This window comes from Microbacterium sp. MRS-1, from assembly GCF_000585455.1.
GTDB lineage: Bacteria > Actinomycetota > Actinomycetes > Actinomycetales > Microbacteriaceae > Microbacterium > Microbacterium laevaniformans.
The window spans coordinates 14,227-36,808 of sequence record NZ_JAUF01000077.1; the positions used below are offsets into that span (position 1 = coordinate 14,227).

The following is a 22,582-nucleotide window of genomic DNA, read 5'->3' on the forward strand; positions in this document are numbered from 1 at the left end:
GCCCAACCGCCGTGTCGGTCGCTGTCCAGCAGGAGCACCGGTCGGTCGGGCACGACGGCGCAGGCCGCCTCCGACCCGGCATCGTCGAGGCTGCAGTCCAGCGCCTCGAGCGCGACGAGCCCCAGGTGCACGTGGGCGTCGGCGAACGACGGCGCGATCACGCCGCCCGCCGCTCCCCGTCGAACACCGGTCCGCCGGTGACGATGAGCGCCGTCATGACCCGGCCCGCAGCACGGGGCGGAAGAAGCGATTCGCCGGCGGTGCCCACACCGCCACGAGGATCGCGGCGTAGACGACGACCTGGGCGACGGACCAGCCGTCCCAGTCGTGGTCGACGACGAGGCTCCACAGCTGCAGGCCGACGAGGGCGACCGCGAGCACGCTGATGAACAGACGCGACAGTCCGCTGCCGCGTCCGAGCCCGGCGGCCGCGGCCACCGACAGCAGCCCGAAGAGGATGATGCCGGCACCGATCAGCGAGACGCTCATCACCAGTGATCCGGGAACGTCGTAGCGGGTGAGCAGGAAGAGGATTCCGAACATGGCGTTCGCCAGGCCGCCGACGTAGACGAGCGCCACGGCGATGGTCACCGGCACCGGTCGCGACACCTCCCGGGTGTGCGAGGTGGCGTGCGGCGCGGCATCCTGCAGCGCTCGGGCGACGTAGCGGCGCTGCACGGCCCGCACGATCTCGATCAGCACGATGGCGCCGATGCAGCCGGCCGTCACGACCAGCGCCGTCGTCTGGCCGGGATCGACCAGCAGGAAGAACTGGCGCGACAGGGCCACCGAGAAGATCACGACGAGGGCGATGAACATCGCGCCCACGATGGCTCCCTTGAACCGGTTGAGCGGGCGGCTGAGCACCGCGAGGATCCAGATGCCCACGACGGCGAGGATGATCGTCGCCCCCGTGCGCACCTCGTCGACCGGCGTCCCGGCGCCGCGCACGATGAGGGTGTACAGGGTGAGGGTGAGCGCGACGACCACGCCCGTCGGAATGGCGAAGCTCAGCGAACGTCGCAGGAACCCCGGAATGTAACGCTGCGCGTTGGGCATGAGCGCGAGGAAGAACGCGGGGATGCCGATGGTCAGCCCGTCGGTGATCGAGAGCTGGCGGGGCAGGAAGGGGAACTCCAGCACGAGCACGCCGAACAGGATCGCCAGCAGCGTCGCGTACGTCGTCTTGGTGAGGAACAGCATCGAGACGCGCTCGATGTTGGCGATGACCTGCCGCCCCTCGGCGACCACGTCGGGCAGGTGCGAGAACCGCCCGTCGAGCAGCACGAGCCGCGCGACCGCCTTCGTCGCCGCCGCGCCCGAGTTCATCGCGATGCCGATGTCGGCGGTCTTGATCGCGAGCGCATCGTTCACGCCGTCGCCCGTCATCGCGACCGTGTGCCCGCGGGACTGGAGGGCGAGCACCATGCGCTTCTTCTGATCCGGCGTGACGCGACCGAAGACGGTGTGCTCCTCCAGCACCGCAGCGAGCGCCTCGTCGTCGTCCGGGAGCGCGCGGGCGTCGTAGCCCTCCGCGGCATCCACGCCCACCTCGCGCGCGATGGCGGCCACGGTGCGCGGGTTGTCGCCGGAGATGATGCGGATGCCGACTCCCTGCGCGCGGAAGTACTCGAGCGTCTGCGCGGCGTCGGTGCGCACCTTCTCGCGGAAGGTCAGCACCGCGACGGCCACGAGCTCGTCGGGCAGGCTCTCCGCCTCGACATCGGCCGTCGTCAGCGGTCGCGGCGAGAAGGCGAGCACGAGGGTGCGGCGGCCGGTCGAAGCGCGCTCGATCACGGCCGCTCCGAGCGGGTCGGCGGCGTCGGTCGCGGCGGCGCCGAACACCATCTCGGGCGCGCCGAGCACCCACGTGCCCGCCGGATCGCCGTCGTCGTCGAACGCCACGGCGCTCCACTTGCGCGCGGACGCGAACCCGATGCTCTCCCGAGCGACACGCGGGCGCTGCGCCGCCTCGGCGGCGAACGGCTCCCGGAGCGTGCGTGCCGTCGCGTTCGCGTCCGGAGCGCTGCCGTACCAGCCGAGCGTCCGCCGCCAGCCGGCGACCTCGTCGAGCAGGTGGGCGTCGTCGTAGGCGATCTCGCCCTCGGTCAGGGTGCCGGTCTTGTCGAGGCAGATCACGTCGACCCGGGCGAGACCCTCCACCGCGGGCAGCTCGTTGACGAGCACCTGACGCGCGGCCAGGCGTGCCGCTCCCACCGCGAAGGTGATCGAGGTCATCAGCACCAGCCCGAGCGGGATCATCGCCGTCAGCGACGCGATCGTGTTGACGACCGCCTGCACCCAGCTGCCGCTCTCCCACGCGGCCCGCCATCCGCCGGCGACCTGCATCTGGGCGTTGAGCACGAGCAGACCGATCGGCCCGATCGCCCAGCCGACCCAGGTCAGCACGCGGTTGATCGAATCGCGCAGCTCCGAGCCCACGAGAGAGAAGCGCTTCGCCTCGTCGGCGAACGCATTCGCGTAGGCGTCGGCGCCCACGCGGACGACCTGCGCATCACCCTCCCCGCCGACGACGATCGACCCCGACAGCGCCTCGTCGCCGGGGTGCTTGTCGACGGCATCCGACTCGCCCGTCAGCATGGACTCATCGATCTGCAGGCCCCGCGAGCGCACGATGCGCGCATCGGCCGGCACCTGGTCGCCGGCGCGCAGCACGAGGATGTCGGCGAGCACGACGGCCGACTGCGCGACGTCCTGCTCCACGGCGTCGCGTCGCACACGCGCCTGCGCGGCGTTCAGCAGCGCGAGCTTGTCGAGGGCGGCTTTGGCCCGGAACTCCTGCACCGAACCGATGACCGCGTTGGCGACGGCGGCGAAACCGAAGAGGGCGTCCTGCCAGCGTCCGAGGGCGAACAGGATGCCGAAGCACGCGAAGACGATGCCGTTGAACAGCGTGAACACGTTGGCGCGGATGATGCTCAGCGCACTGCGACTGGTCTCGGCGCGGTAGGCGTTGGACCGACCGTCGGCCGTCCGGACATCGACCTCCGCGGCGCGCAGTCCGACTGCGGGATCGACCTCCTCGATCGGTGCGGGCGCCGTGGCGCCGGGGCTGTTCATGGCTTCACACTAAAGGAGCGGCGCGGCTCGCGTCCCCACGAATTCCGCGCCGCTCCCGAAGGGCCCCGCCGAAAATCAGCCCTTCGTCGCCCCCGCCAGAAGCCCCCGCACGAAGAAGCGCTGCAGGGCGAAGAACACGACCAGCGGCACGATGATCGAGATGAACGTGCCCGCGGCCTGCAGGAACCACTGATCGCCCCACGTCCCGGACAGCGAGTTGAGCGACTGGGTGATCGGCAGCGATGACGAGGGAGCGAAGATCGTCGCCACCAGCAGGTCATTCCACACCCAGATGAATTCCAGGACGGCGAACGACGCGAGCGCCGGCGCCGCCAACGGCAGGATCATCCGGAAGAAGATCTGTCCGTGGCCGGCCCCGTCCACCCGCGCCGCCTCGATCACCTCGCTGGGGATCTCCGCGATGAAGTTGTGCAGCAGGAACACCGCCAGAGGCAGCGCGAAGATCGTGTGCGCGATCCACACCGTCGCGAAGCTGTGCTCGAGTCCGCGCAGATCCAGCGCCGGGAAGACGGTGACGTCGCCGATCGTCATCCCTCGGGAGAACAGGCTCAGCAGGGGCACCAGCGCCATCTGCAGCGGCACGATCTGCAGGGCGAACACCGCGATGAACGCGAGGTTGCGCCCCTTGAAGTCGATCCAGGCGAAGGCGTAGGCGAGCAGCGAGGCCACCGCCAGCGCGAAGAACACGACCGGGATCGTGATCGCGAGCGAGTTGAGGAACGACTGGCCCAGAGTCAGCGCGGTGCCGCCCGAGGTCAGCGCCTTCTGGAAGTTCTCCAGCGTGAACGACGGGTCGGTGAACACCGTCCACCAACCGGTGCTCTGCACGTCCGAGCCGGGGCGCAGCGAGGTGACGAACAGGCCGAAGGTCGGGATGGTCCAGAAGATCGCGATGACCAGCGCCGCGATCGTCGCCCCCTTGGAGGTCAGGCGCTTACGCGCCATGGCCTCGTGCTTGCGCGTGTCGCGGGAGACCTGTCGAGCCGAGCGGGTGTCGGTGACGGGCTCGATGATGTCGACTCCGGTGCTCATCGGATCTCCCTCTGCTTGCGGATCTGGATGATGTTGAACACGATCAGCGGCGTCACGAAGATGAACAGCACGACGGCCAGCGCCGCCGCGTGCCCGTAGCTCTGGAAGCGCTGCTGCTGGTTGACCATCTCGAAGGCGAGCACGGACGTGTTCGCGCGACCGCCGGTCATGACGGCGACGATGTCGTAGATCTTCAGCGACGCGATGGCGACCGTGGTCACCACGACGACGATCGACGAGCGGATGCCGGGGACGGTCACGTTCCTGAACCGCTCCCACGCGTTCGCGCCGTCCAGCTCCGCGGCCTCGACCTGCTCCGGCGGAACCGCCTTGATCGCGGCGGAGAGGATGACCATCGCCAGTCCTGTCTGGCTCCAGATGAAGACGACCATCAGCAGCAGGCTGTTCACGAGCGGCGTGACGCTGAGCCAGGCGACGGGGTCGCCCCCGAACGCCGTGATGATGGCGTTGAGCAGGCCCAGCTGGTCGCCCTGACGGTAGTCGTACATGAACTTCCAGATGATGCCCGCGCCGACGAAAGAGATCGCGAAGGGCATGAAGATCAGCACTTTCAAGAACCGCTCGCCCGCGGCGCGATCGATGAACACGGCGTAGGCGAGACCCACGATGGTGGCGATCGTCGGGCAGATGAGCACCCAGATGACGGTGTTGATGACCGACCAGGTGCCCTCGGGCTGCGTGAAGACCCACACGTAGTTGTCGAAGCCCACGAACTCGGCACCCGTCTTGTCGAAGAACGACTGCACGAACGTCGCGAAGAACGGGTAGATGAGACCGATCAGCAGCAGCACCGCAGCCGGGGCGGCGAAGAGCACGAGCTGGAAAAGATAGCCGGCGCCCTTGCGTGCCCGGTAGTCGAGCACGAACAGTGCGGCACCGGAGACGAGCGCGATGCCGAGCACGTAGATGAAGGCGTTCGCGTACGGGCGCAGCAGCAGCAGGGCCAGGACCGGGATCGCGAAGCAGGCGACGAGGCGGATCCAGAAGTAGACCCGCCCGGGACGGGGCGCGTACTCGATCAGCAGGAGCAGCACACCGACCACGGCGGCGAAGGCGACGAGGATGATGGGGATCTGCACGATCGGGCCCATCACGCCGAGCCACTGGAAGAACGCGGTGAGCGAGACTCCGGGGATGACGATCTTCGCCGGGTCCTCCACGGGAGTGCTCAGCAGGAGCAGCACCACCAGAGCCAGCAGGATGACGAGCGCACCGGTGGCGATACCGGCGGTGACGCGGGGTGAGAAGGCGCGGCGCGGACCGGGATCAGGCGCCAGCCCGTCGGTCTTGTCTCGCGCGGGCGCGGCGGTGGGTGCGGACATCGATGAGCCTCCGTGTGCTTCGGTGGACGCGGAATGGGAGCGAGACGGGGCGCGGGCGCCACGGGCGGGATGCCGAGGCTACGGCATCCCGCCCGCGGTGTCACGCGGCAGGTGTGACTAGTTGTTGTAGCCGGCCTGGATGTCGCTGAGGACCTTGGCCTGGTCCTTGCCGTCGATCCAGTCGACCATGCCCTTCCAGAACGAGCCGGAGCCGACCGTGGCGGGCATGAGGTCCGACGCGTCGAAGCGGACCGTGGTGTTCGGGTCCTGCAGCAGCTTCATCGCCTCGGTCAGGAACTTGCTCGAGGCCTTGCTCGGGTCCGCCTTGAGGTTGGCCGAGATGGCGCCGCCCTCGCTGACTCGCGCGTTGGCGAAGTCGGCGCTCGACATGAACTCGAGCACCTTCTGCGTCGCCTCGCTGTCCGAGAAGCCCGCGACGAACTCGCCGCCGACCTCGATCGTGGCCGCGCCCTCCTTGTAGCCCGGGAGCACGAACGCGTAGACATCGCCGTCGGGCGCGACCTTGGGAGCCTGACCCGACGCCGTCTTCACCGTCAGGAAGTTGGCCGTCAGGAACGACGCCTGGTGGGTCATCGGGCACGAACCGTCGGCGACCTTCGCCGCGACGTCACCGAATGCCGTGCTGTTGATGCTCTTGACATCACCGAAGCCGGCGTTGACGTACGACGGGTTCAGCAGGATGTCGCCCACCGCGGTGAAGGCGTCGGCGATCGGCTTGTCGGTGAACTTCACCGAGCCGTCGACCCACTGGTCGTAGACGTCGGGGCCGGACTGGCGCAGGACGAGGTCCTCGATCCAGTCGGTGCCCGGCCAGCCGGAGGCGCCGCCCGACTCGAAGCCGGCGCACCAGGGCGCGGCCCCCGTCTTCTCCTGGATCGTCTTGGTCAGCGTGAGCAGCTCGTCCCACGTCTTCGGAACCTCGACGCCCCATTCCTTGAACTTCGCCGGGGAGTACCAGACGTAGCCCTTGATGTTGGCGAGCATCGGCGCGGAGTAGAACGTGCCGTCGATCGTGCCGTACTTCTTCCAGTCCGGCGACCAGTTGGCGTTGACGTTGTCCTCCACCGCCTGCGGCGCCTTCTTGACGTCGCCCGTGCCGACCAGGGTCTTCAGCAGACCCGGCTGCGGCACGATCGCGATGTCGGGCGCGTCGCCACCGGTGACCTTGGTGACGATGTTCGCCTCGAAGCTCTTGTCACCGGTGTACTGCACGGTGATCCCGCTCGTCTTGCTCCATTCGTCGAAGACCTTCTGGAGGGCGTCGGCCTCGGAGCCGGTGATACCGCCCGAGATGCGAACCGTCCCCCCGGCCGCCCCCGTTCCGCTGGCGCTGCCGCCGCTACTGCCGCCCTCGGCGCAGCCCGCGAGTGCGAACGCCGCCACGCCCATGACAGCCAGAGGCGCAATCCAGCGCCGCCGTGACATCCCCATGTGATTCCTCCTCATTGAGTGCTCGGATGATTCCTGATGCACACGGCTCCGTTCCGGAACCGATTCCAGGCCAAGCTATTGGACCCGCTGCCACGACACAACCCGACGATTGTCACAACCCGATAACAACCACTACCGCGCGGCATCCCGCGACACGAAGATGAGAGCAACCGGTTCCATACTGAGCCGTGAGAAGTCAGCGAACATGGCTCGAGGAGGAGCACCGATGGCCGGCATCGCCGAAGTCGCCGCCCACGCAGGCGTATCGAAAGCGACCGCCAGCCGCGCTCTGAGCGGCGCCGGGTACGTGTCGGAGGCGACGAAGTCGCGCGTGCGGGCGGCCGCAGCCGAACTCGGATACGTGCCGTCCGCGGGAGCGGTGGGACTGGCGACGGGACGCACCCAGAACATCGGCGTCGTCATGCCGTACGTCAACCGATGGTTCTTCGCGGAGGTGCTCGAAGGCATCCAGCAGGCGCTGCTGGAGCGCGGCCTCGATCTCACCCTCTACGACGCCAAGCCGGGCACCGAGGGCCGCGCCCGGATCTTCGACGACTTCCTCGCGCGCAAGAGGTTCGACGGTCTCATCGCCGTCGGACTCGAACCGGTCGATCACGAACTGGAGCGTCTGACCCGCATCGATCGGCCCATCGTCAGCGTCGTCGGCTCCAGCGAGCTGACCAGCGTCGTCGCCGTGGACGACGACTACGCGGCGCGGCGGGCGACGGAGCACCTGATCGCTCTCGGACATCGCGACATCGCGTTCGTCGGCGGCGCTCCCCAGAGCCACTGGGCGCACGTCGACCAGGAGCGCTTGTCGGGCTACCAGAACGCCATGACCGAGGCCGGGCTGGCGAGCTTCATCCGGCACGCGCACTCCGAGGTGACGCTGCCCGGCGGCTACGCCGCCGCCGCCGACCTGCTGAGCGATACCCGCCGGCGCCCCACCGCCATCGTCGGGGTGTGCGACGAAGTGGCGATCGGCGCCATCATCGCCGCACGCCGTCTCGGCATCCAGGTGCCGGCCGCGCTCAGCGTCGCGGGCATCGACGATCACGAGTTCGCCGAGATGTTCTCGCTCACCACCCTGCAGCAGGTGCCGCGGGAGCAGGGGCGCGCAGCGGTGAGTGTCTTGCTCGCCGAGATCGCGGAGCCGGGGCGCGCGCGCACCGAGCTGCGCATCCCGGCGCGGCTGGTCGTGCGCGCCTCCACGGCAGGCATCGTCCCGGCCGAGAACGGCGCCTGAGCGCGGAGAACGCGGAAGGCCCCCGGGAGATCCCGGGGGCCTTCGCTGCAGTTCTTCGAGAAGAGCTGATTACTTCAGGGTCACCGTCGCGCCGGCTTCCTCGAGGGCAGCCTTCGCCTTCTCGGCGGTCTCCTTGTTCGCGCCCTCGAGCACGGCCTTGGGGGCACCGTCGACGACGGCCTTGGCCTCGCCGAGGCCCAGCGAGGTGAGCTCGCGGACCGTCTTGATGACCTGGATCTTCTTGTCGCCAGCGGCCTCGAGGATGACGTCGAAGGAGTCCTTCTCCTCGACCTCTTCCGCGCCACCCGCGGCACCCGCAGCGCCGGCAACGGCGACGGGGGCAGCAGCGGTGACGTCGAACTTCTCCTCGAACGCCTTCACGAACTCGCTGAGCTCGACGAGGGTCAGGCCGGCAAACTGCTCGAGCAGCTCCTCAGTGGTGAGCTTCGCCATGATGTATCTCCTAGATAGGTGGGGTGTGGGGAAAGAGCTCGCCGGTCGCTTACGCGGCCTCGGCGGTCTCCAGCTTTTCGCGAAGCGCGTCGATGGTGGCCGCAGCCTTGCCCATCGTCGCCTTCATCATGCCCGCCGCCTTCGCCAGCAGAACCTCACGGCTCTCCAGGGAGGCGTACTTGTTGATCTCGTCGGCACTCAGGGCGTTGCCCTCGAAGATGCCGCCCTTGATCACCAGAAGCGGGTTGGCCTTGGCGAAGTCACGCAGAGCCTTGGCGGTGGCGACGAAGTCACCGTGCACGAACGCGACGGCCGAGGGACCCTTGAGGTCCTCGTCCAGCGCCGTGATCCCCGCGTTGTTCGCGGCGATCTTGGTCAGCGTGTTCTTCACCACGGCGTAGCTCGCGTCCTGACGGATGCTGTTGCGCAGCTGCTTGAGCTGGGCGACCGTCAGACCGCGGTACTCGGTCAGCAGTACGGCAGTCGAGTCCTCGAAGTTCTTCGTGAGCTCGGCGACCGATGCATCCTTCTGCGCCATGGTCACTCCTTGATGTGAACGTGACACTCCGCGGTGGCGGAGCATCAGCCGTGATCGCGGCTCTCGCGAGCGACGCCCGCAACGCGAAAAAGCCCCGGCGCAAGCGCACGGAGCTGAGAATCGGTTTCCCGGAGACTGTCTGTGACACCTGCGCGGGCCCCTGCGATGCAGAGCTTCGTCGGCATCCACCGAAGCGGACGACGAGACCAGCGGTCTTTGGCTCCATCCAGCATACGTGAGCCCACCGGACTCGCCAAATCGGCGGCGGCTCGGGTGTCGCGTCCGTCCACGTCGACGGCGCGGGTTAGCCTCGATGACATGACTCCGGAAGCTCTCGCGCGCGTCGCGCCGGAGCTGGCAGAGCGGATCGTCGCCGACTCCCGCGATCGCGTGGGATGGATGCGGGCGCGATCTCGCGGCATCACCGCCACGGACGTCGCACAGCTGACGAGCCCCGCCGCCATCGCCCGCGCTGCCGATGCCAAGCTCGGAGCAGGCCGCGGCTTCTCCGGCAACGCCTTCACCGACCACGGGCGCCGCCGCGAGCCCGAAATCGCGGCGTGGGTCGCGGCGACCCACGGCATCCACCCGTCGTCCGCGCTCTTCCACGCCGTCGTGGAGAAGCGCCATCTCGCCACCCCCGACGGCATCACCGTCGACGCGGACGGGCGTGTGATCCTCGCTGAGATCAAGACCACCAACAAGACGTGGAAGTCGATCCCGCGCACGTACCTTCGACAGGTCTGGTGGCAGCAGCACGTGCTGGGCGCGGAGCGCACCCTCGTCGTCTGGGAGGAGCACGACGGATTCGTGCCCGTCGGCGACGAGCCCCGGTGCGCCTGGGTCGATCGCGACGAGCGCGAGATCGGCAGCCTCGTGCGCTTGGCGACCGAGCTGATCGACGAGCTCTACCGCCGCACGACGCGGCGCCGGACGGGCGTGGAGACGGCGGTGGATGCCGTCGCATCCCGCCCGCGCGAGCCGTACCGCGCTCTGGCTCTGAGCGACTGATCCGGGCGACATCCCCCACCTGGGAATAGTTGACGTAGGTCAACGTTGACCATATAGTTGACCAAGCTCAACCGTTGACTAACGTCAACCACTTCGCCGCTCTCGGCGTCACCTCCGCAACGCAGCACCTTTAGGAAATCCCTCTATGTCAGAAACGCTCGCCGCCGGCACCGCGCCGCGCATGAACCATCGGCAGGTCCTCGAAGCCCTGTCGGGGCTGCTGCTGGGCATGTTCGTGTCCATGCTCGCCTCCACGGTCGTCTCCAGCTCCCTGCCCGTCATCATCCACGACCTCGACGGCAACCAGGCCGCCTTCACGTGGGTCGTCACCGCGACCCTGCTCACGACCGCGATCTCCACCCCCGTCTGGGGCAAGCTCGCCGACCTGACGAATCGCAAGGTGCTCTACCAGCTCGCGATCGTGATCTTCGTCCTCGCGACGGCCGCGGCCGGCTTCTCGCAGTCGCCGGAGATGCTGATCGCCTTCCGCGCCGTGCAGGGAATCGGCGCCGGCGGCCTCGCGGCCCTCAGCCAGGTGCTCATGGCCGACATCATCAGCCCCCGCGAGCGCGGTCGGTACATGGGCCTGTTCGGCGCGGTCATGGCGCTCGCGACGATCGGCGGCCCGCTGCTGGGCGGTGTCATCACCGACGCGTGGGGCTGGCGCTGGAACTTCTTCGTGTCGCTTCCCGTCGCCGTCGTGGCGCTGGTCCTGGTGCAGGCGACTCTGCACGTGCCCGCACGACGCCGTAAGAAGACGACCATCGACTACCTCGGGATCGTGCTGCTGTCGGCGGCCGTCTCGCTGCTGCTGATCTGGGTGACCAACGCCGGCACGACCACGACCGGCGACTGGTGGGATCTCGGCAACAACGACTGGTGGAGCCTGACCACCGTGCTGATGGTCGGCGGAGCGATCCTCGCGGCCCTGCTGTTCGTGATCGTCGAACTGCGCTCGCGCGAGCCGCTCGTCCCGCTGACGCTGTTCCGCAACCACACCTTCACCCTGTCGGTCATCGCCTCGATCGCCACCGGCATCGCGATGTTCGGCGCATCGGTCTTCCTCAGCCAGTACATGCAGCTGGCCCGCGGCGCGACGCCCACCGAGGCGGGCCTCATGACCATCCCGATGATCGCCGGCCTGCTGGTCGCCTCCGTCGGCGTGGGAACCCTCGTCACCCGCTACGGCAGGTGGAAGCCCTACCTCATCGTCGGCGCGGTGCTGCTGATCGCCGGCTCGTACCTGCTGTCGACGATCCACTACGACACGAACTTCGCGATCGTCTCGGTGTACATGTTCCTGCTCGGCGCCGGCGTCGGCATGACGATGCAGAACCTCGTTCTCGTCGTGCAGAACACCACCCGTCCCGAGGAGATCGGCGTGGCGAGCTCCGGCGTCACCTTCTTCCGCAGCCTCGGCGGCACGATCGGCGTCTCGGTGATGGGCGCCGCTCTCGCGGCGCGTGTGGTCGATCTCGTCGCCCAGCGCAAGGAGGACATCACCGCCGCGATCATGGGGCTCGGCGACCAGGCGCAGTACTGGGCGCAGCAGCTGCAGACAGGCTCGCTGCCGAAGGTGTCGGCCATGCCCGATACGCTTCGAGTCGTGTTCGAGGACATCTACGCCAACGGCATCTCGCACTCCTTCCTGATCGCGGTGCCCTTCGCGGTGGTCTCGCTCGTCGCGATCGTGTTCCTGCCCAACAAGCCGCTCACGACGATGACGACGGTCGAGCGCATGCAGGCCAGCGAGGCCGACCTCGCGACGGTCTCGGTGCCGGAGGCGATGGAGACGCTCACCGCCACCGGCGCCGTGCGCACCGTGCCTGCCGGATCCCGAAACGATGGCTGAGACGGCCGAAGACTCCGGTTCCCGCACCGCCGCGGTGCGGGAACTGGAGTCCGAGTTCGGTGAGCTGATCACCCGCTTCCAGCGGGTGATCAGCGAGATCGCGAACCGGGTGAGCCCCGGCCTTCTCCCCGGCGCCTACAAGGTGTTCACGACGATCGCGCGCCGCGACGGCGTGACGCTGTCGTCGCTGTCCGATCTGCTGATGATGGACAAGGGCCAGCTGAGCCGGACCATCCGCGAACTCGAGTCGCTCGGCCTCATCTCCCGTTCCCCCGACCCGGCCGATGGCCGCTCGAGCCTCCTCGCCCCGACGCCGGAAGGTCTTGCCCGTCTCGAGGCGGCCCGCGCGCCCCAGCAGGGACTGCTGCTCGACGCGATCGTGGACTGGCCGCTGGACGACATCAACGCCCTCACCCGGCTGCTGCGGGCGCTCGGCGACAGCGTGACCCGGCGCTGACGGCGATGCCGCTCGGCGCCGAGGAGATGAGCCGAGGAGATTAGTCGCCTGGTAGCACCCGCGTAACACGGTCGAGACATCCCCGGGGTTGACTGTCTTCACGGGGGCACCGCGCCGCCGCGGCAGCACGTGCAGCCAACGCCGACACGCACGGGAAGGAGCGACCAGATGGTCTCTCACCGTCTCACCAGATTCCGGCCGCTGCGACCGGCATCCGCGAAGGATGCCGCCAGACAGGCCGCCGTTCCCGAGACTCCCGCGCACATGCGCGCGATCGTCTTCGACGAGCCCGGCGCCGCCGACGTGCTCCGGGAGGTCACCGTGCCGGTGCCGACACCGGTGCTGAGCGAACTGCTGGTGCGGGTCGTCGCCGCCGGCGTCAATCCGATCGACGCCAAGACGCGCTCCGGCGCCGGCGTGTACGGCGCCCTCACCGAGCATCCCCGCAGTCTCGGCTTCGACTTCAGTGGTGTCGTCGTCTCGGCCCCGTACGAGTCGCACCCGCTGCCTCCCGGAACGGAGGTGTTCGGGATGACGGCCTTCCCCCGCTCCCCCGGCTCCTACGCCGACTACGCCGTCGTTCCCACTCTGGCCGTCGCGCGCAAGCCCACCGCGCTCTCGCACGTCGAGGCGGCCGCCGTTCCGCTGGCGGCGCTGACGGCCTGGGGACTGGTCGTCGAGACCGCGCACGCCCACGAGGGCCAACGGGTACTCATCCACGCCGGTGGAGGCGGAGTGGGCCACTTCGCTGTGCAGCTCGCGTCGTACTTCGGAGCGCAGGTGATTGCGACCGGATCGGCCGCAAACCTGCCCTGGCTGCGCGAGCTCGGCGCCTCGGTCGTCGTCGACTACGCCACCACACGTTTCGAGGACGTCGTCGGCACGGTGGATGTCGTGATCGACCTCGTCGGCAACGTCCACGACGATACCGGCACACGATCACTGTCCGTCCTGCGCCCCGGAGGGCTGTACGTCATCGTGCCCACCGGCGCGTGGCCGGACTACGCGGATGCCGCGGAGGCGGCCGGGGTGCGGGCCACCTCGTACAAGGTCGTGCCCGACGGCAGCGTGCTCGCGACCCTGGCCCGTCTGCTCGACTCGGGAGCGATCCGCGTCTTCGTTGACCGCGTCTTCGATCTCGGTGAGGCCGAGGCTGCGCATCGCGAGATCGAACGCGGCCACACGCGCGGGAAGATCGTGCTCTCGGTCAGCGATTGCTGATCCGACCGGAGGGATCCGCCGGGGCGAGAACCCGACGACCCTCCGCGACGAGCTCCTCCGCCACGGCATCCAACATCTCGGAGCGCAGATTCCACTGCTGCCAGTACAGCGGCACGCGAACCGGCTCGCCCTCCAGCGCGACGAGCGTGCCGTCATCCAGCGCCTGCTGCGACTGCAGCCGCGGCAGCAGCGCCCATCCGAGACCCAGCTGCACCGCCGTGGCGAAGTCGTGCGAGGCCGGCACGCGGTGCCGCGGTGGCGCCGCCGGATCGATGCCGCGTGCGCGCAGCCACCTCGTCTGCAGGTCATCGCGTCGATCGAAGTCGATGAGCGGCGCGTCACGCAGGCGCGCGGCAGCATCGGATGCCGCCGTGTCGAGCCACCGATCGCGGAAGGCGGGAGTGGCGACGGCCTCGTAGACCAGCTCGCCGAGGGGAACGACGCGGCATCCGGCGACGGGGTGCGCACGCGAGGTCACCGCGCCCGTCACCGTCCCGGACTCGAGGAGCGCCGCGGTGAAGTCCTGATCGTCGCGGTGCAGGTCGAAGACGACCGGATGCCGCTCGGCGAGCCGGGCCAGCGGTGGCAGGAACCACGTGGAAAGCGAGTCGGCGTTGACGGCGAGCGGCATCCGAACCGGCTCGGCGTCGTCGCCCAGCGCCCGCGCCGCATCGGCTTCCAGCAGCGCGAGCTGACGCGCGTACCGCACGACGGGGTGCGCGGCCTCGGTCGCTTGCACCGGCTTGGTGCGCACGAGCAGGACGCGTCCGAGGATCTCCTCCAGCGCTTTGATGCGCTGGCTGATCGCAGACGGGGTCACGTGCAGGCGACGCGCGGCGCCGTCCAGAGTGCCCTCGTCGAGCACCGTGACGAGCGTGTGGGCGAGCTCGGCCGGAATCCGAATCATCAGCTCAGCTTATGGCGCTTCAGAATCATGAACTGGGCTTTCGCCGTGTGCCGGTCTACGCTCGCGTGCGTGCTTCCCTCTGCGCTGGCCGGCCTCGGCCTCGGACTGTCCCTGATCGTCGCCATCGGCGCGCAGAACCTGTTCGTGCTGCGCCAGGGGATCCGTCGCCAGCACGTCACCGCGGTGGTGGTCGTCTGTACGCTCTCCGATGCGCTGCTGATCGTGCTGGGCGTCTCCGGCGGCGGTGCGCTCCTGCAGACGCTGCCGGGCCTCATCGACGTCGTTCGCTGGGCCGGTGCGTTCTTCCTCGCGGGCTACGCCCTCCTGGCAGCGCGTCGAGCTCTGCGCGGATCACCGACCGGCCTGACGGGCGAGAGCCCGCCATCCGAGGTCTCCCGCCGCGCGGCGGTCGTGCTGACCTGTCTGGCCCTCACCTGGCTCAACCCGCACGTCTATCTCGATACGGTGTTCCTCCTCGGCACGGTCGCCAACACCCACGGGTCGATGCGGTGGGCCTTCGCCGCCGGCGCCGTCACGGCCTCGGTCGCCTGGTTCAGCGCGCTCGGCTTCGGCGCGCGCCACCTGGGCCGACGCCTGTCGACACCGCGCGCCTGGCGGGTGCTGGACGGCGCGATCGCCGTCGTCATGCTGGCGCTGGCGGTCAGCCTCGTCCTGCCCCATTGACAGCGGCTGCAGTCGCGCGAACCGGCCGTGCGCCGGGGCACGGGCAGAATGGACCGATGACACGGGTTCATCTGATCGCCTCGGGCGGCGTGCAGGGCGTCGGCTTCCGCTTCACTCTGCAGGCGGTGGCGACCCGGGCGGGCGCGACGGGATGGGTGCGCAACCGCGCCGACGGCACCGTCGAGGCCGAGATCGAGGGCCCGCCCGAGGCGGTCGCCGCCGTCGTGGCGTGGGCGCGAACGGGACCGCGCGGCGGGTGGGTCGATCAGCTGCGCGTCACGGAGAGAGCCGAGGAGGGCTCGAGCGTCTTCGAGATCCGCCGCGACGGGTGATCGCACGACGACGATGGGGCCCCACCCGAAGGTGGAGCCCCATCGTGACGTCGATCCGAGGATCAGACGAGGGAGTTGACGTCCAGCGGGATGCCGGGACCGAAGGTGGTCGACACGGCGCCCTTCTGGATGTAGCGGCCCTTCGAGCTCGAGGGCTTCAGACGCACGATCTCCTCGACCGCCGCGGTGAAGTTCTCCTCCAGCTGCTCGGCCGTGAACGAGGCCTTGCCGACGACGAAGTGCACGTTGGCGTGCTTGTCGACGCGGAACTCGATCTTGCCGCCCTTGATCTCCTCCACGGCCTTGGCCGGGTTGGGGGTCACGGTGCCGGTCTTGGGGTTCGGCATCAGGCCGCGGGGACCGAGGACCTTACCGAGTCGACCGACCTGGCCCATGAGCTCGGGCGTGGAGACGGCCGCGTCGAACGCGGTCCAGCCGCCGGCGACCTTCTCGATGAGCTCGGCGCCGCCGACCTCGTCCGCGCCCGCGGCGATGGCGGCCTCGGCGGCCGGGCCCGTCGCGAACACGATGACGCGGGCGGTCTTGCCCGTGCCGTGCGGGAGGATGACCGTGCCACGGACCATCTGGTCCGCCTTGCGCGGGTCGACCGCGAGCTTGAGGGCGACCTCGACGGTCGAGTCGAACTTCTTCGACCCCGTCTCCTTCGCGAGCTTCACGGCCTCGGTGGACGTGTAGAACTTGTCGCGGTCGATCTTCGCCGCGGCTGCTTCGTAAACCTTGGACTTAGCCATTGTGCGTTCCCCCTCAGTCCTCGACCGTGATGCCCATGGAGCGGGCGGTGCCGGCGATGATCAGCGAGGCGGCCTCGATGTCGTTCGCGTTCAGGTCGGGCATCTTCGTCTCGGCGATCTGACGGACCTGGTCCTTGGTGAGCTTCGCGACCTTGACGGTGTGCGGGGTCTTGGAGCCCTTCTGCACGCCGGCGGCCTTCTTGATGAGCTCCGCGGCGGGCGGGGTCTTCAGGATGAACGTGAAGCTGCGGTCCTCGTAGACGGTGATCTCCACGGGGATGACGTTGCCGCGCTGCGACTCCGTCGCGGCGTTGTACGCCTTGCAGAACTCCATGATGTTGACGCCATGCTGACCGAGCGCGGGGCCGATCGGCGGCGCCGGGTTGGCGGCACCGGCGTTGATCTGAAGCTTGATCAGGCCGGTCACCTTCTTCTTCGGTGCCATTCTCTTTCCTTCTGTCGAGCGCACGTCGGCCGGAGCCTCGGGGCGCGCTTCCACACGATCGGCGGACCCGAAAGGTGGTGGGGATGTCGCGCGACGCGCGCGCAACCTGATGATTCTACCGGATGCCGCGGCATCCGGTATGGATCACTGCTTGGTGACCTGGTCGAACGACAGCTCGACCGGCGTCTCACGCTCGAAGAGGGAGACGAGCACGGTGAGCTTGCCGCTCTCGGGCTTGATCTCGCTGATCGATCCGGGCAGGCCCGCGAACGAGCCTTCCTTGATCGTGATGGTCTCGCCGATCTCGAAGTCGACCTCGGTGATGACGCTGCGCGCGGGAGCCGACGCCCCCTTGCCGGCGGCGCCCTTGACGGGGGCCGTCTCGGTGACCTGCACGAGCGACTTCAGCATGTTGAAGGCTTCTTCGAACCGCAGCGGCGTCGGGTTGTGCGCGTTGCCGACGAAGCCGGTGACGCCGGGCGTGTGACGCACGACCGACCAGGTGTCTTCGTTCAGCTCCATCCGCACGAGGACGTAGCCCGGGATGCGCACCCGGTTGACCATCTTGCGCTGGCCGTTCTTGATCTCGACGACGTCCTCCATCGGGACCTCGACCTGATAGATGTCCTCTTCGACCTCGAGCGAGTTCTTGCGCTGCTCGATATTCGCCTTCACCTTGCGCTCGAAGCCCGCGTAGGAGTGGATCACGTACCACTTGCCGGGCAGCGAACGCAGTTCGGCGCGGAAGGCCTCGTAGGGGTCTTCCGGAGCCGGGTCGGGCTCGCCGTTCACGTCGGGACCGTCGTACGGCGCGATCTCCTCGGCGGCGTGGGCGGCGGCCTCGGCCTCCTCCTCGGCGAGCGCGTCGGTGAGCACCTCTGCGGCAGCCTCGGCCTCGGCGGCCTCGTCGATCTCGAGTGCGTCGTTCACGATGGCGTCTGCCTCCGGGTCGTCGATGTCGATGTCTTCGTCTTCGCCCTCGGCGTCGTCTTCATCGTCGACGACGTGCACGGCGAGGTGCTCTGCAGGCTCCGAGGACAGCTCCTCGGCGGCGAGGATGTTGCCTTCCTGCGCCTCGTCGTCCTCGCTGGACTGCTCGGCGGCAGTGGCCCAGTCGACGTCGTCGGTGTACTTCTCAGACACGTATGTCCTCTTCCCTCGGGGGTCGTGCGGTGACAGCTCGGGCGTCGGCTGGATCAGCTCGGCACGCCGAAGACGACCTGCACCACCCAGGTGAAGAGCAAGTCGAGGCTGTACACGACGGCCATCATCACGATGACGAAGCCGAGAACGACACCGGTGAACTTCAGCAGCTCCTGGCGGGTCGGCGTGACCACCTTACGGAGTTCGCCGAAGACCTGGCGGATGAAGAGCGCGATCCGCTGGAAGAAGTTCAGCTTCTTCTCACGGGGCGTGCCGCCTGCTGCGACGACCTCGCCGTGCGCCTCTTCCTGGACCATGTACCCACCCATGTGACGTGCTCGGACGTGCTCGGACTTGCTTTCCACACCGGCGTGAACCGGCGCGACCTGCGGTGTCAGCTGATCGCTGACGCGCAGGGCGGACAGGAATCGAACCTGCAACCTGCGGTTTTGGAGACCGCTGCTCTGCCAATTGAGCTACCGCCCTAGAGATCATGAGATCCCGGGGTGAAGACCACATCTCCGCCCGAACGTCACGCGGAGCGCGGGCACGGCGAAAGAATGCAGACTTCAACTGCACTGTCCAGTGTACGTCATGCCATCTGGACGCGCGAACCGTCAGTACTGCTGCACTCCGTAGCGGTCGGGTTCGGGTCCCCTGCGGAAGTCTCGGCCCGACACGGATGCCGCGCGCACCCGGACGTAGTTGTACTTCACCGTGGGGATCCAGGGCCGAAGTCCCAGCTCGTCGGCGGCGCGCACCTCGTCTGCGCTCGTGAGCCGCTGCGCGTGCCCGCGGATCACGACGCTCCAGGCATCGGTGTCGCTGTACTCGTCGACTTCGAACAGGACATCGTCGTTGATCGTCAGCTCGGTCAGCTTGCTGCCCTCCGCGGTACGGAAGAGCACACTGTCACCGTCGACGATGTAGTTCACGGGGAAGATGTCCAGCACGGCGCCGACGTGCGTCACGAGGCGACCGAGTTCCTGTTCCGCGAGGCGCTGCCAGCACTGCCGGTCATCGAGGAAGCTGACCGCATCCGAGGTGTCCATGGGCACATCCTGCTCCGCTCGTGCGCACAGCGCCAGCCCCTCGCGCCGGGCAAATTCTCGAATAGCCTGGACGGATCCCCCGACGCTCCACACCGAGGTATGACGCTGAACGAGAACGCCGCCGCACATCAGTTCCAGGTCGACCTGCGCGGAGTCATCGACCTGCTCAGCCGGCACATCTACTCCGGCCCCCGGGTGTACCTGCGCGAGCTGCTGCAGAACGCGGTCGACGCGATCAGCGCCCGCCGCGGCGTCGACGGCGGGGGCGGTCGTGTGCGGATCACACCGGTCAGCGCGGCATCCGACGAGTTCGTCCTGCGTGACGACGGCGTGGGCCTGACCGCCGCCGAGGTCGCCGCCCTGCTCGCCACCGTCGGACGCAGCTCCAAACGCGACATCTTCGACCTGCCACGCGGAGGCTACCTGGGGCAGTTCGGCATCGGGATGCTGTCGTGCTTCATGGTCTGCGACAGCATCGTCATCCGCTCCCGCAGCGCGGTCACCGGCGAAGCCGTGGAGTGGGTGGGCCACTCCGACGGAACGTTCCGCGTCGGACCGTGCACGCAGGACATCCCCGTCGGCACGAGCGTGCACCTGACCCCGCGCGCCGAGACACGGACGCTGGTCGAGACGGCGACGGTGCGCGAGCTCGCCGAGACGTTCGCCGCCTATCTGCCGGTGACGATCGTCGTGGACCTGCCCGCCGGCGGCGAGATGACGATCACCACCGAGCCGCCGTTCCTCGCGGATGACCGCGACGCGCGTCTCGCCTACGGCCGCGACCTCATCGGCGCGGAGCCGCTCGACGCGATCGCACTGACGGTGCCCGCCACCCAGACCCGCGGGGTCGCCTACGTCCTGCCCTACGCCCCGCCCCCGTCGGCGCGGCAGAGCACGCGGGTGTACCTGCACCGGATGCTTCTGACCGAGCGGGCCGACGACATCCTGCCCGACTGGGCGTTCTTCGCCCGTGCCGTGATCGATTCGGAGGGGCTGCACCCCACCGCCAGTCGGGAGTCGCTCGTCGATGACGATGCCCTCGAGCAGACGCGGCGAGAGCTCGGCGACGGCGTCCGCCGGTGGATCCTCGAGCTCGCGCTGCACGACCCGGTGCGCCTGGCGCAGTTCGTGGCGATCCACGAGGTGGCGCTGAAGTCGCTCGTGCGCCACGACGACGAGCTCGCCCGCTTCATCGTGCGATGGCTGTCGGTGGAGACCACCCAGGGGCGTCTGCGCATCGAGGAGCTCGTGCGGCGCTATCCGCACGTGCGCTACACCGAGACGGTCGACGAGTTCCGCCAGGTCGCGAGCGTCGCCGACACGAGCGGTGTGCTCGTGGACGGCGGCTATGTGTACGACGCCGATCTCGTGCGTCTGCTGCCGGCTCTGTTCCCCGAGGTCACCGTCGAGCGTGTCGACGTCGTCGACGAGATCGACCGGCTCGATCTTCCCCCACTGGACGATCGCGACGCGGCGGTCGCCCTCGAGCGGCGCGCCGCGACAGCACTGGCCGATGTCGAGGTCATCGTGCGCGTGTTCGAGCGCACCGAGCTGCCGGTGTTGTTCGTCTCGGACCCGGCGGTGCTGCGCGCGCTCGACCGCGGGCGCGCCCGCAGCGCCGGCGGGGCCCTGTGGGGAGGTGTGCTCGACCGTGCCGCCGCGGTCGCCGGAGCCGGGGACCGCGGGGCGGCCCCCGCGTCGCGGCTGTGCCTGAACTGGAACAACGACCTCGTGCGGCGGCTGGCCGCAACGCCCGCCGACGCGGGCGACCGGGTCTTCGCCCTGAGCGTGCGACTGCTCTACGTGCAGTCGCTGCTGGCCGGACACCACCCCCTCGGCGCGGCGGACCGCGCACTCATGACCACATCGCTGTCGGAGCTGCTCGGCCACGCCCTGCGTGCCGAGACAGACGATGAACAAGGAGAACCATGACGAGCTACGCCACCCGCATCCGCGCCCTCTTCGACGACATCGACCGCGCACCCTGGGGCCCCGAGGAGCGGGCTCTGGTGGCCGAGGCCGTGTCGCTGGCGCAGGAAAGCGGAGACGAGCGCCTCGAGTACGAAGCGCGGCTGCGGCAGACCTCGAGCGCGAACATGTCGGGCGACACCGACCTCATGCTGACCTCGTTCGCGTGGTGCCTGGCTCACCACGACGCCGACCCCGAGCGCTTTCCCGCGGTGCTGGAGCCCGCCGGTGATCTGCTCTGGCAGTACAAGTGGATGGCGGGCGCGCTGTCCAACTCCCCCGAGTTCGCTCCCGCCCAGATCGCCGCTGTGCTCGACGACATGCAGGAGCACTATCGCCGCGCGGGTGTCGGCGAGTCGGGCGTGCTGATGGCGCGCTTCGAAGATGCCTGGTCGGCAGGACGCGTCGAGGAGGCGACCGCACTGCAGCGCACGCTGGAGGCGACGCCGCGCGACGACTACAGCCACTGCGACGCCTGCGTGCGCAGTCAGTTCGCCGGCTTCTTCGCCGAGACGGGACGCGAGGAGGACGCCATCCGCCTGGTGCAGGAGATGATCGACGGCGGGTTCTCGTGCGGCGAGGAGCCCGAGCACGCCCTCGCCCGCACTCTTCTGCCCTCCCTGCGCGCCGGCATGCTCGACCAGGCGCGCGCCGCGCATCTGCGCAGCTACCGGCTCGCCAAGGACAACCCGGCCAACCTCGCGATCATCGCCGACAACGTCGTCTTCTGCGCGGTGACGGGCAACGAGGCCCGCGCCCTGGCGCTGGTGGAGAAGCACCTGCCCTGGCTCGTCCACGACGGGCTGGATGCCGCCGCGCACGAGACCGCTCTCGCATCGTTCGCGGTGGGTCTGGACGCGGTGGCCGCCGCCGGCCACCCCGACACGCCGGTGCGCGGATCCGATGCCGAAGAGCTCGTCACGCTGTTCGGCTCCCACGAGGGAGCGTGGACGGCATCCGCGCTCGCCAGCCGCGCGTGGGCACTCGCCGACACGATCGCCGCGGCGTTCGACGTGCGCAACGGCACCGACGCGCACCGGCTCGCCCTCACCCGCCTGCGGGACGCCGCGAGCGAGCGCTATGACGTGCCGATCCACTCGCACGAGTTCTCCGCGCTCGCCGCCTCCCCGGTGCCGTCCCCGCGGACGCCCGAGGAGCGCGTGCAGCACGCCCTCGTGCTGAGCGGAGCCGGATCGAGGGCAGCGATCGACGCGATCCGTGCGGCGCTTGCGGATGCCGTCGGCGAGGACCGCGTCGCATTGAGCTCGCACCTGCTGTCGGCCCTGTGCTCCTACGGCCGTACGGATGAGGCGGCGGCGGCGCTGCCGAGCCGGCTCGCGGTGCTCCGCGAGGAGGGCCGCGACGTGCAGGCCGGGCTCGAGGAACGCCTCGGTCTCGTGCTCTTCGGCGTCGACCTCGTCGAGTCGCTGCCGCGGGTGCAGCACGAGCTCGACGCGCTCGGTGACGGTCATCCCCTCGAGCGCGCCGATCTGCTGTCGACGCTCGCGATCGGCCGGATGTGGGCGGGCGCCCACGCCGACGCCGTGGAACCCGCCCGCGCCGCGGCCGCCCTGTTCGCCGGAGCCGGCGAC

Annotated in this window: 20 protein-coding genes, 1 tRNA gene and 1 pseudogene; 9 read left to right on the forward strand and 13 right to left on the reverse strand. The window is 69.1% G+C overall.

Going from position 1 to position 22,582, the window contains the following annotated elements; translation table 11 throughout:
* Positions 1-213: 213 nt before the first annotated feature.
* The 4 genes from AS96_RS12175 to AS96_RS12190 form a co-directional block, all read right to left on the reverse strand.
* The gene (locus AS96_RS12175; RefSeq protein ID WP_036290165.1) at positions 214-3,081 is read right to left on the reverse strand and encodes an HAD-IC family P-type ATPase; all 2,868 of its coding nucleotides are present in this window, start codon (positions 3,079-3,081) and stop codon (positions 214-216) included.
* A gap of 75 nt (positions 3,082-3,156) precedes the next feature.
* Positions 3,157-4,134, reverse strand: a complete 978-nt coding sequence (locus AS96_RS12180; protein ID WP_036290167.1) for a carbohydrate ABC transporter permease — start codon at positions 4,132-4,134, stop codon at positions 3,157-3,159.
* On the reverse strand, positions 4,131-5,477 hold the full coding sequence (locus tag AS96_RS12185; protein WP_036290169.1) for a carbohydrate ABC transporter permease: 1,347 nt from the start codon (positions 5,475-5,477) through the stop codon (positions 4,131-4,133). Before AS96_RS12185 ends, AS96_RS12180 begins: the two co-directional genes overlap by 4 nt.
* Positions 5,478-5,594: 117 nt before the next feature.
* On the reverse strand, positions 5,595-6,929 hold the full coding sequence (locus AS96_RS12190; protein WP_036290171.1) for an ABC transporter substrate-binding protein: 1,335 nt from the start codon (positions 6,927-6,929) through the stop codon (positions 5,595-5,597).
* Between the two features lie 226 nt (positions 6,930-7,155).
* Between AS96_RS12190 and AS96_RS12195 the strand changes: the two genes are divergently transcribed.
* On the forward strand, positions 7,156-8,175 hold the full coding sequence (locus AS96_RS12195) for a LacI family DNA-binding transcriptional regulator (RefSeq protein ID WP_016464384.1): 1,020 nt from the start codon (positions 7,156-7,158) through the stop codon (positions 8,173-8,175).
* Positions 8,176-8,244: 69 nt separating this feature from the next.
* On the opposite strand, the gene rplL is transcribed toward AS96_RS12195, so the two are convergent.
* The gene (gene rplL, locus AS96_RS12200) at positions 8,245-8,628 is read right to left on the reverse strand and encodes a 50S ribosomal protein L7/L12 (protein WP_036290173.1); all 384 of its coding nucleotides are present in this window, start codon (positions 8,626-8,628) and stop codon (positions 8,245-8,247) included.
* A gap of 49 nt (positions 8,629-8,677) precedes the next feature.
* Entirely contained in the window at positions 8,678-9,166 is a 489-nt protein-coding gene (gene rplJ, locus AS96_RS12205; RefSeq protein ID WP_005051470.1) for a 50S ribosomal protein L10, read from the reverse strand.
* A gap of 318 nt (positions 9,167-9,484) precedes the next feature.
* Here rplJ and AS96_RS12210 point away from each other — a divergent pair, with 318 nt between their 5' ends.
* From AS96_RS12210 to AS96_RS12225, 4 genes are all read left to right on the forward strand, one after another.
* On the forward strand, positions 9,485-10,177 hold the full coding sequence (locus tag AS96_RS12210) for a YqaJ viral recombinase family protein (protein ID WP_036290175.1): 693 nt from the start codon (positions 9,485-9,487) through the stop codon (positions 10,175-10,177).
* A 145-nt stretch (positions 10,178-10,322) separates the two neighbouring features.
* The gene (locus tag AS96_RS12215; RefSeq protein WP_051498870.1) at positions 10,323-12,029 is read left to right on the forward strand and encodes an MDR family MFS transporter; all 1,707 of its coding nucleotides are present in this window, start codon (positions 10,323-10,325) and stop codon (positions 12,027-12,029) included.
* Positions 12,022-12,486: a MarR family winged helix-turn-helix transcriptional regulator gene (locus AS96_RS12220; RefSeq protein ID WP_036290176.1), complete on the forward strand. Its 465-nt coding sequence runs from the start codon at positions 12,022-12,024 to the stop codon at positions 12,484-12,486. Before AS96_RS12215 ends, AS96_RS12220 begins: the two co-directional genes overlap by 8 nt.
* Positions 12,487-12,654: 168 nt before the next feature.
* Positions 12,655-13,707 (forward strand): NADP-dependent oxidoreductase, encoded by a 1,053-nt coding sequence (locus AS96_RS12225; RefSeq protein ID WP_016464382.1) that lies wholly within the window; start codon positions 12,655-12,657, stop codon positions 13,705-13,707.
* Here the strand turns inward: AS96_RS12225 and AS96_RS12230 are convergent.
* A complete protein-coding gene (locus AS96_RS12230; RefSeq protein ID WP_036290177.1) occupies positions 13,694-14,614 on the reverse strand; it encodes a LysR family transcriptional regulator ArgP in 921 nt (306 codons plus the stop codon). The two genes, AS96_RS12225 and AS96_RS12230, sit on opposite strands and share 14 nt — an antisense overlap.
* Positions 14,615-14,641: 27 nt before the next feature.
* Between AS96_RS12230 and AS96_RS12235 the strand changes: the two genes are divergently transcribed.
* Together AS96_RS12235 and AS96_RS12240 are read left to right on the forward strand one after the other, a co-directional pair.
* Positions 14,642-15,298, forward strand: a complete 657-nt coding sequence (locus AS96_RS12235) for a LysE/ArgO family amino acid transporter (RefSeq protein WP_036290178.1) — start codon at positions 14,642-14,644, stop codon at positions 15,296-15,298.
* A gap of 56 nt (positions 15,299-15,354) precedes the next feature.
* Complete coding sequence (locus tag AS96_RS12240; protein ID WP_036290179.1) at positions 15,355-15,630, forward strand: acylphosphatase; 276 nt, start codon at positions 15,355-15,357, stop codon at positions 15,628-15,630.
* 62 nt (positions 15,631-15,692) lie between these two features.
* On the opposite strand, the gene rplA is transcribed toward AS96_RS12240, so the two are convergent.
* The 6 genes from rplA to AS96_RS12270 form a co-directional block, all read right to left on the reverse strand.
* Complete coding sequence (rplA, locus tag AS96_RS12245) at positions 15,693-16,382, reverse strand: 50S ribosomal protein L1 (protein WP_005050012.1); 690 nt, start codon at positions 16,380-16,382, stop codon at positions 15,693-15,695.
* Positions 16,383-16,395: 13 nt separating this feature from the next.
* Positions 16,396-16,827, reverse strand: a complete 432-nt coding sequence (gene rplK, locus AS96_RS12250) for a 50S ribosomal protein L11 (protein WP_005050009.1) — start codon at positions 16,825-16,827, stop codon at positions 16,396-16,398.
* Positions 16,828-16,971: 144 nt separating this feature from the next.
* Entirely contained in the window at positions 16,972-17,970 is a 999-nt protein-coding gene (nusG, locus tag AS96_RS12255; protein WP_036290180.1) for a transcription termination/antitermination protein NusG, read from the reverse strand.
* 53 nt (positions 17,971-18,023) lie between these two features.
* Positions 18,024-18,287 (reverse strand): preprotein translocase subunit SecE, encoded by a 264-nt coding sequence (secE, locus tag AS96_RS12260; RefSeq protein WP_197017305.1) that lies wholly within the window; start codon positions 18,285-18,287, stop codon positions 18,024-18,026.
* Between the two features lie 96 nt (positions 18,288-18,383).
* A tRNA-Trp gene (locus AS96_RS12265) sits at positions 18,384-18,456 on the reverse strand.
* Between the two features lie 131 nt (positions 18,457-18,587).
* Positions 18,588-19,022, reverse strand: a complete 435-nt coding sequence (locus AS96_RS12270; RefSeq protein WP_036290181.1) for a pyridoxamine 5'-phosphate oxidase family protein — start codon at positions 19,020-19,022, stop codon at positions 18,588-18,590.
* 99 nt (positions 19,023-19,121) lie between these two features.
* Between AS96_RS12270 and AS96_RS12275 the strand changes: the two genes are divergently transcribed.
* Together AS96_RS12275 and AS96_RS12280 are read left to right on the forward strand one after the other, a co-directional pair.
* Complete coding sequence (locus tag AS96_RS12275; RefSeq protein ID WP_036290183.1) at positions 19,122-20,954, forward strand: HSP90 family protein; 1,833 nt, start codon at positions 19,122-19,124, stop codon at positions 20,952-20,954.
* Positions 20,951-22,582: pseudogene (locus AS96_RS12280) on the forward strand (hypothetical protein); the annotation flags it as partial. The gene AS96_RS12275 and the pseudogene AS96_RS12280, both read left to right, overlap by 4 nt.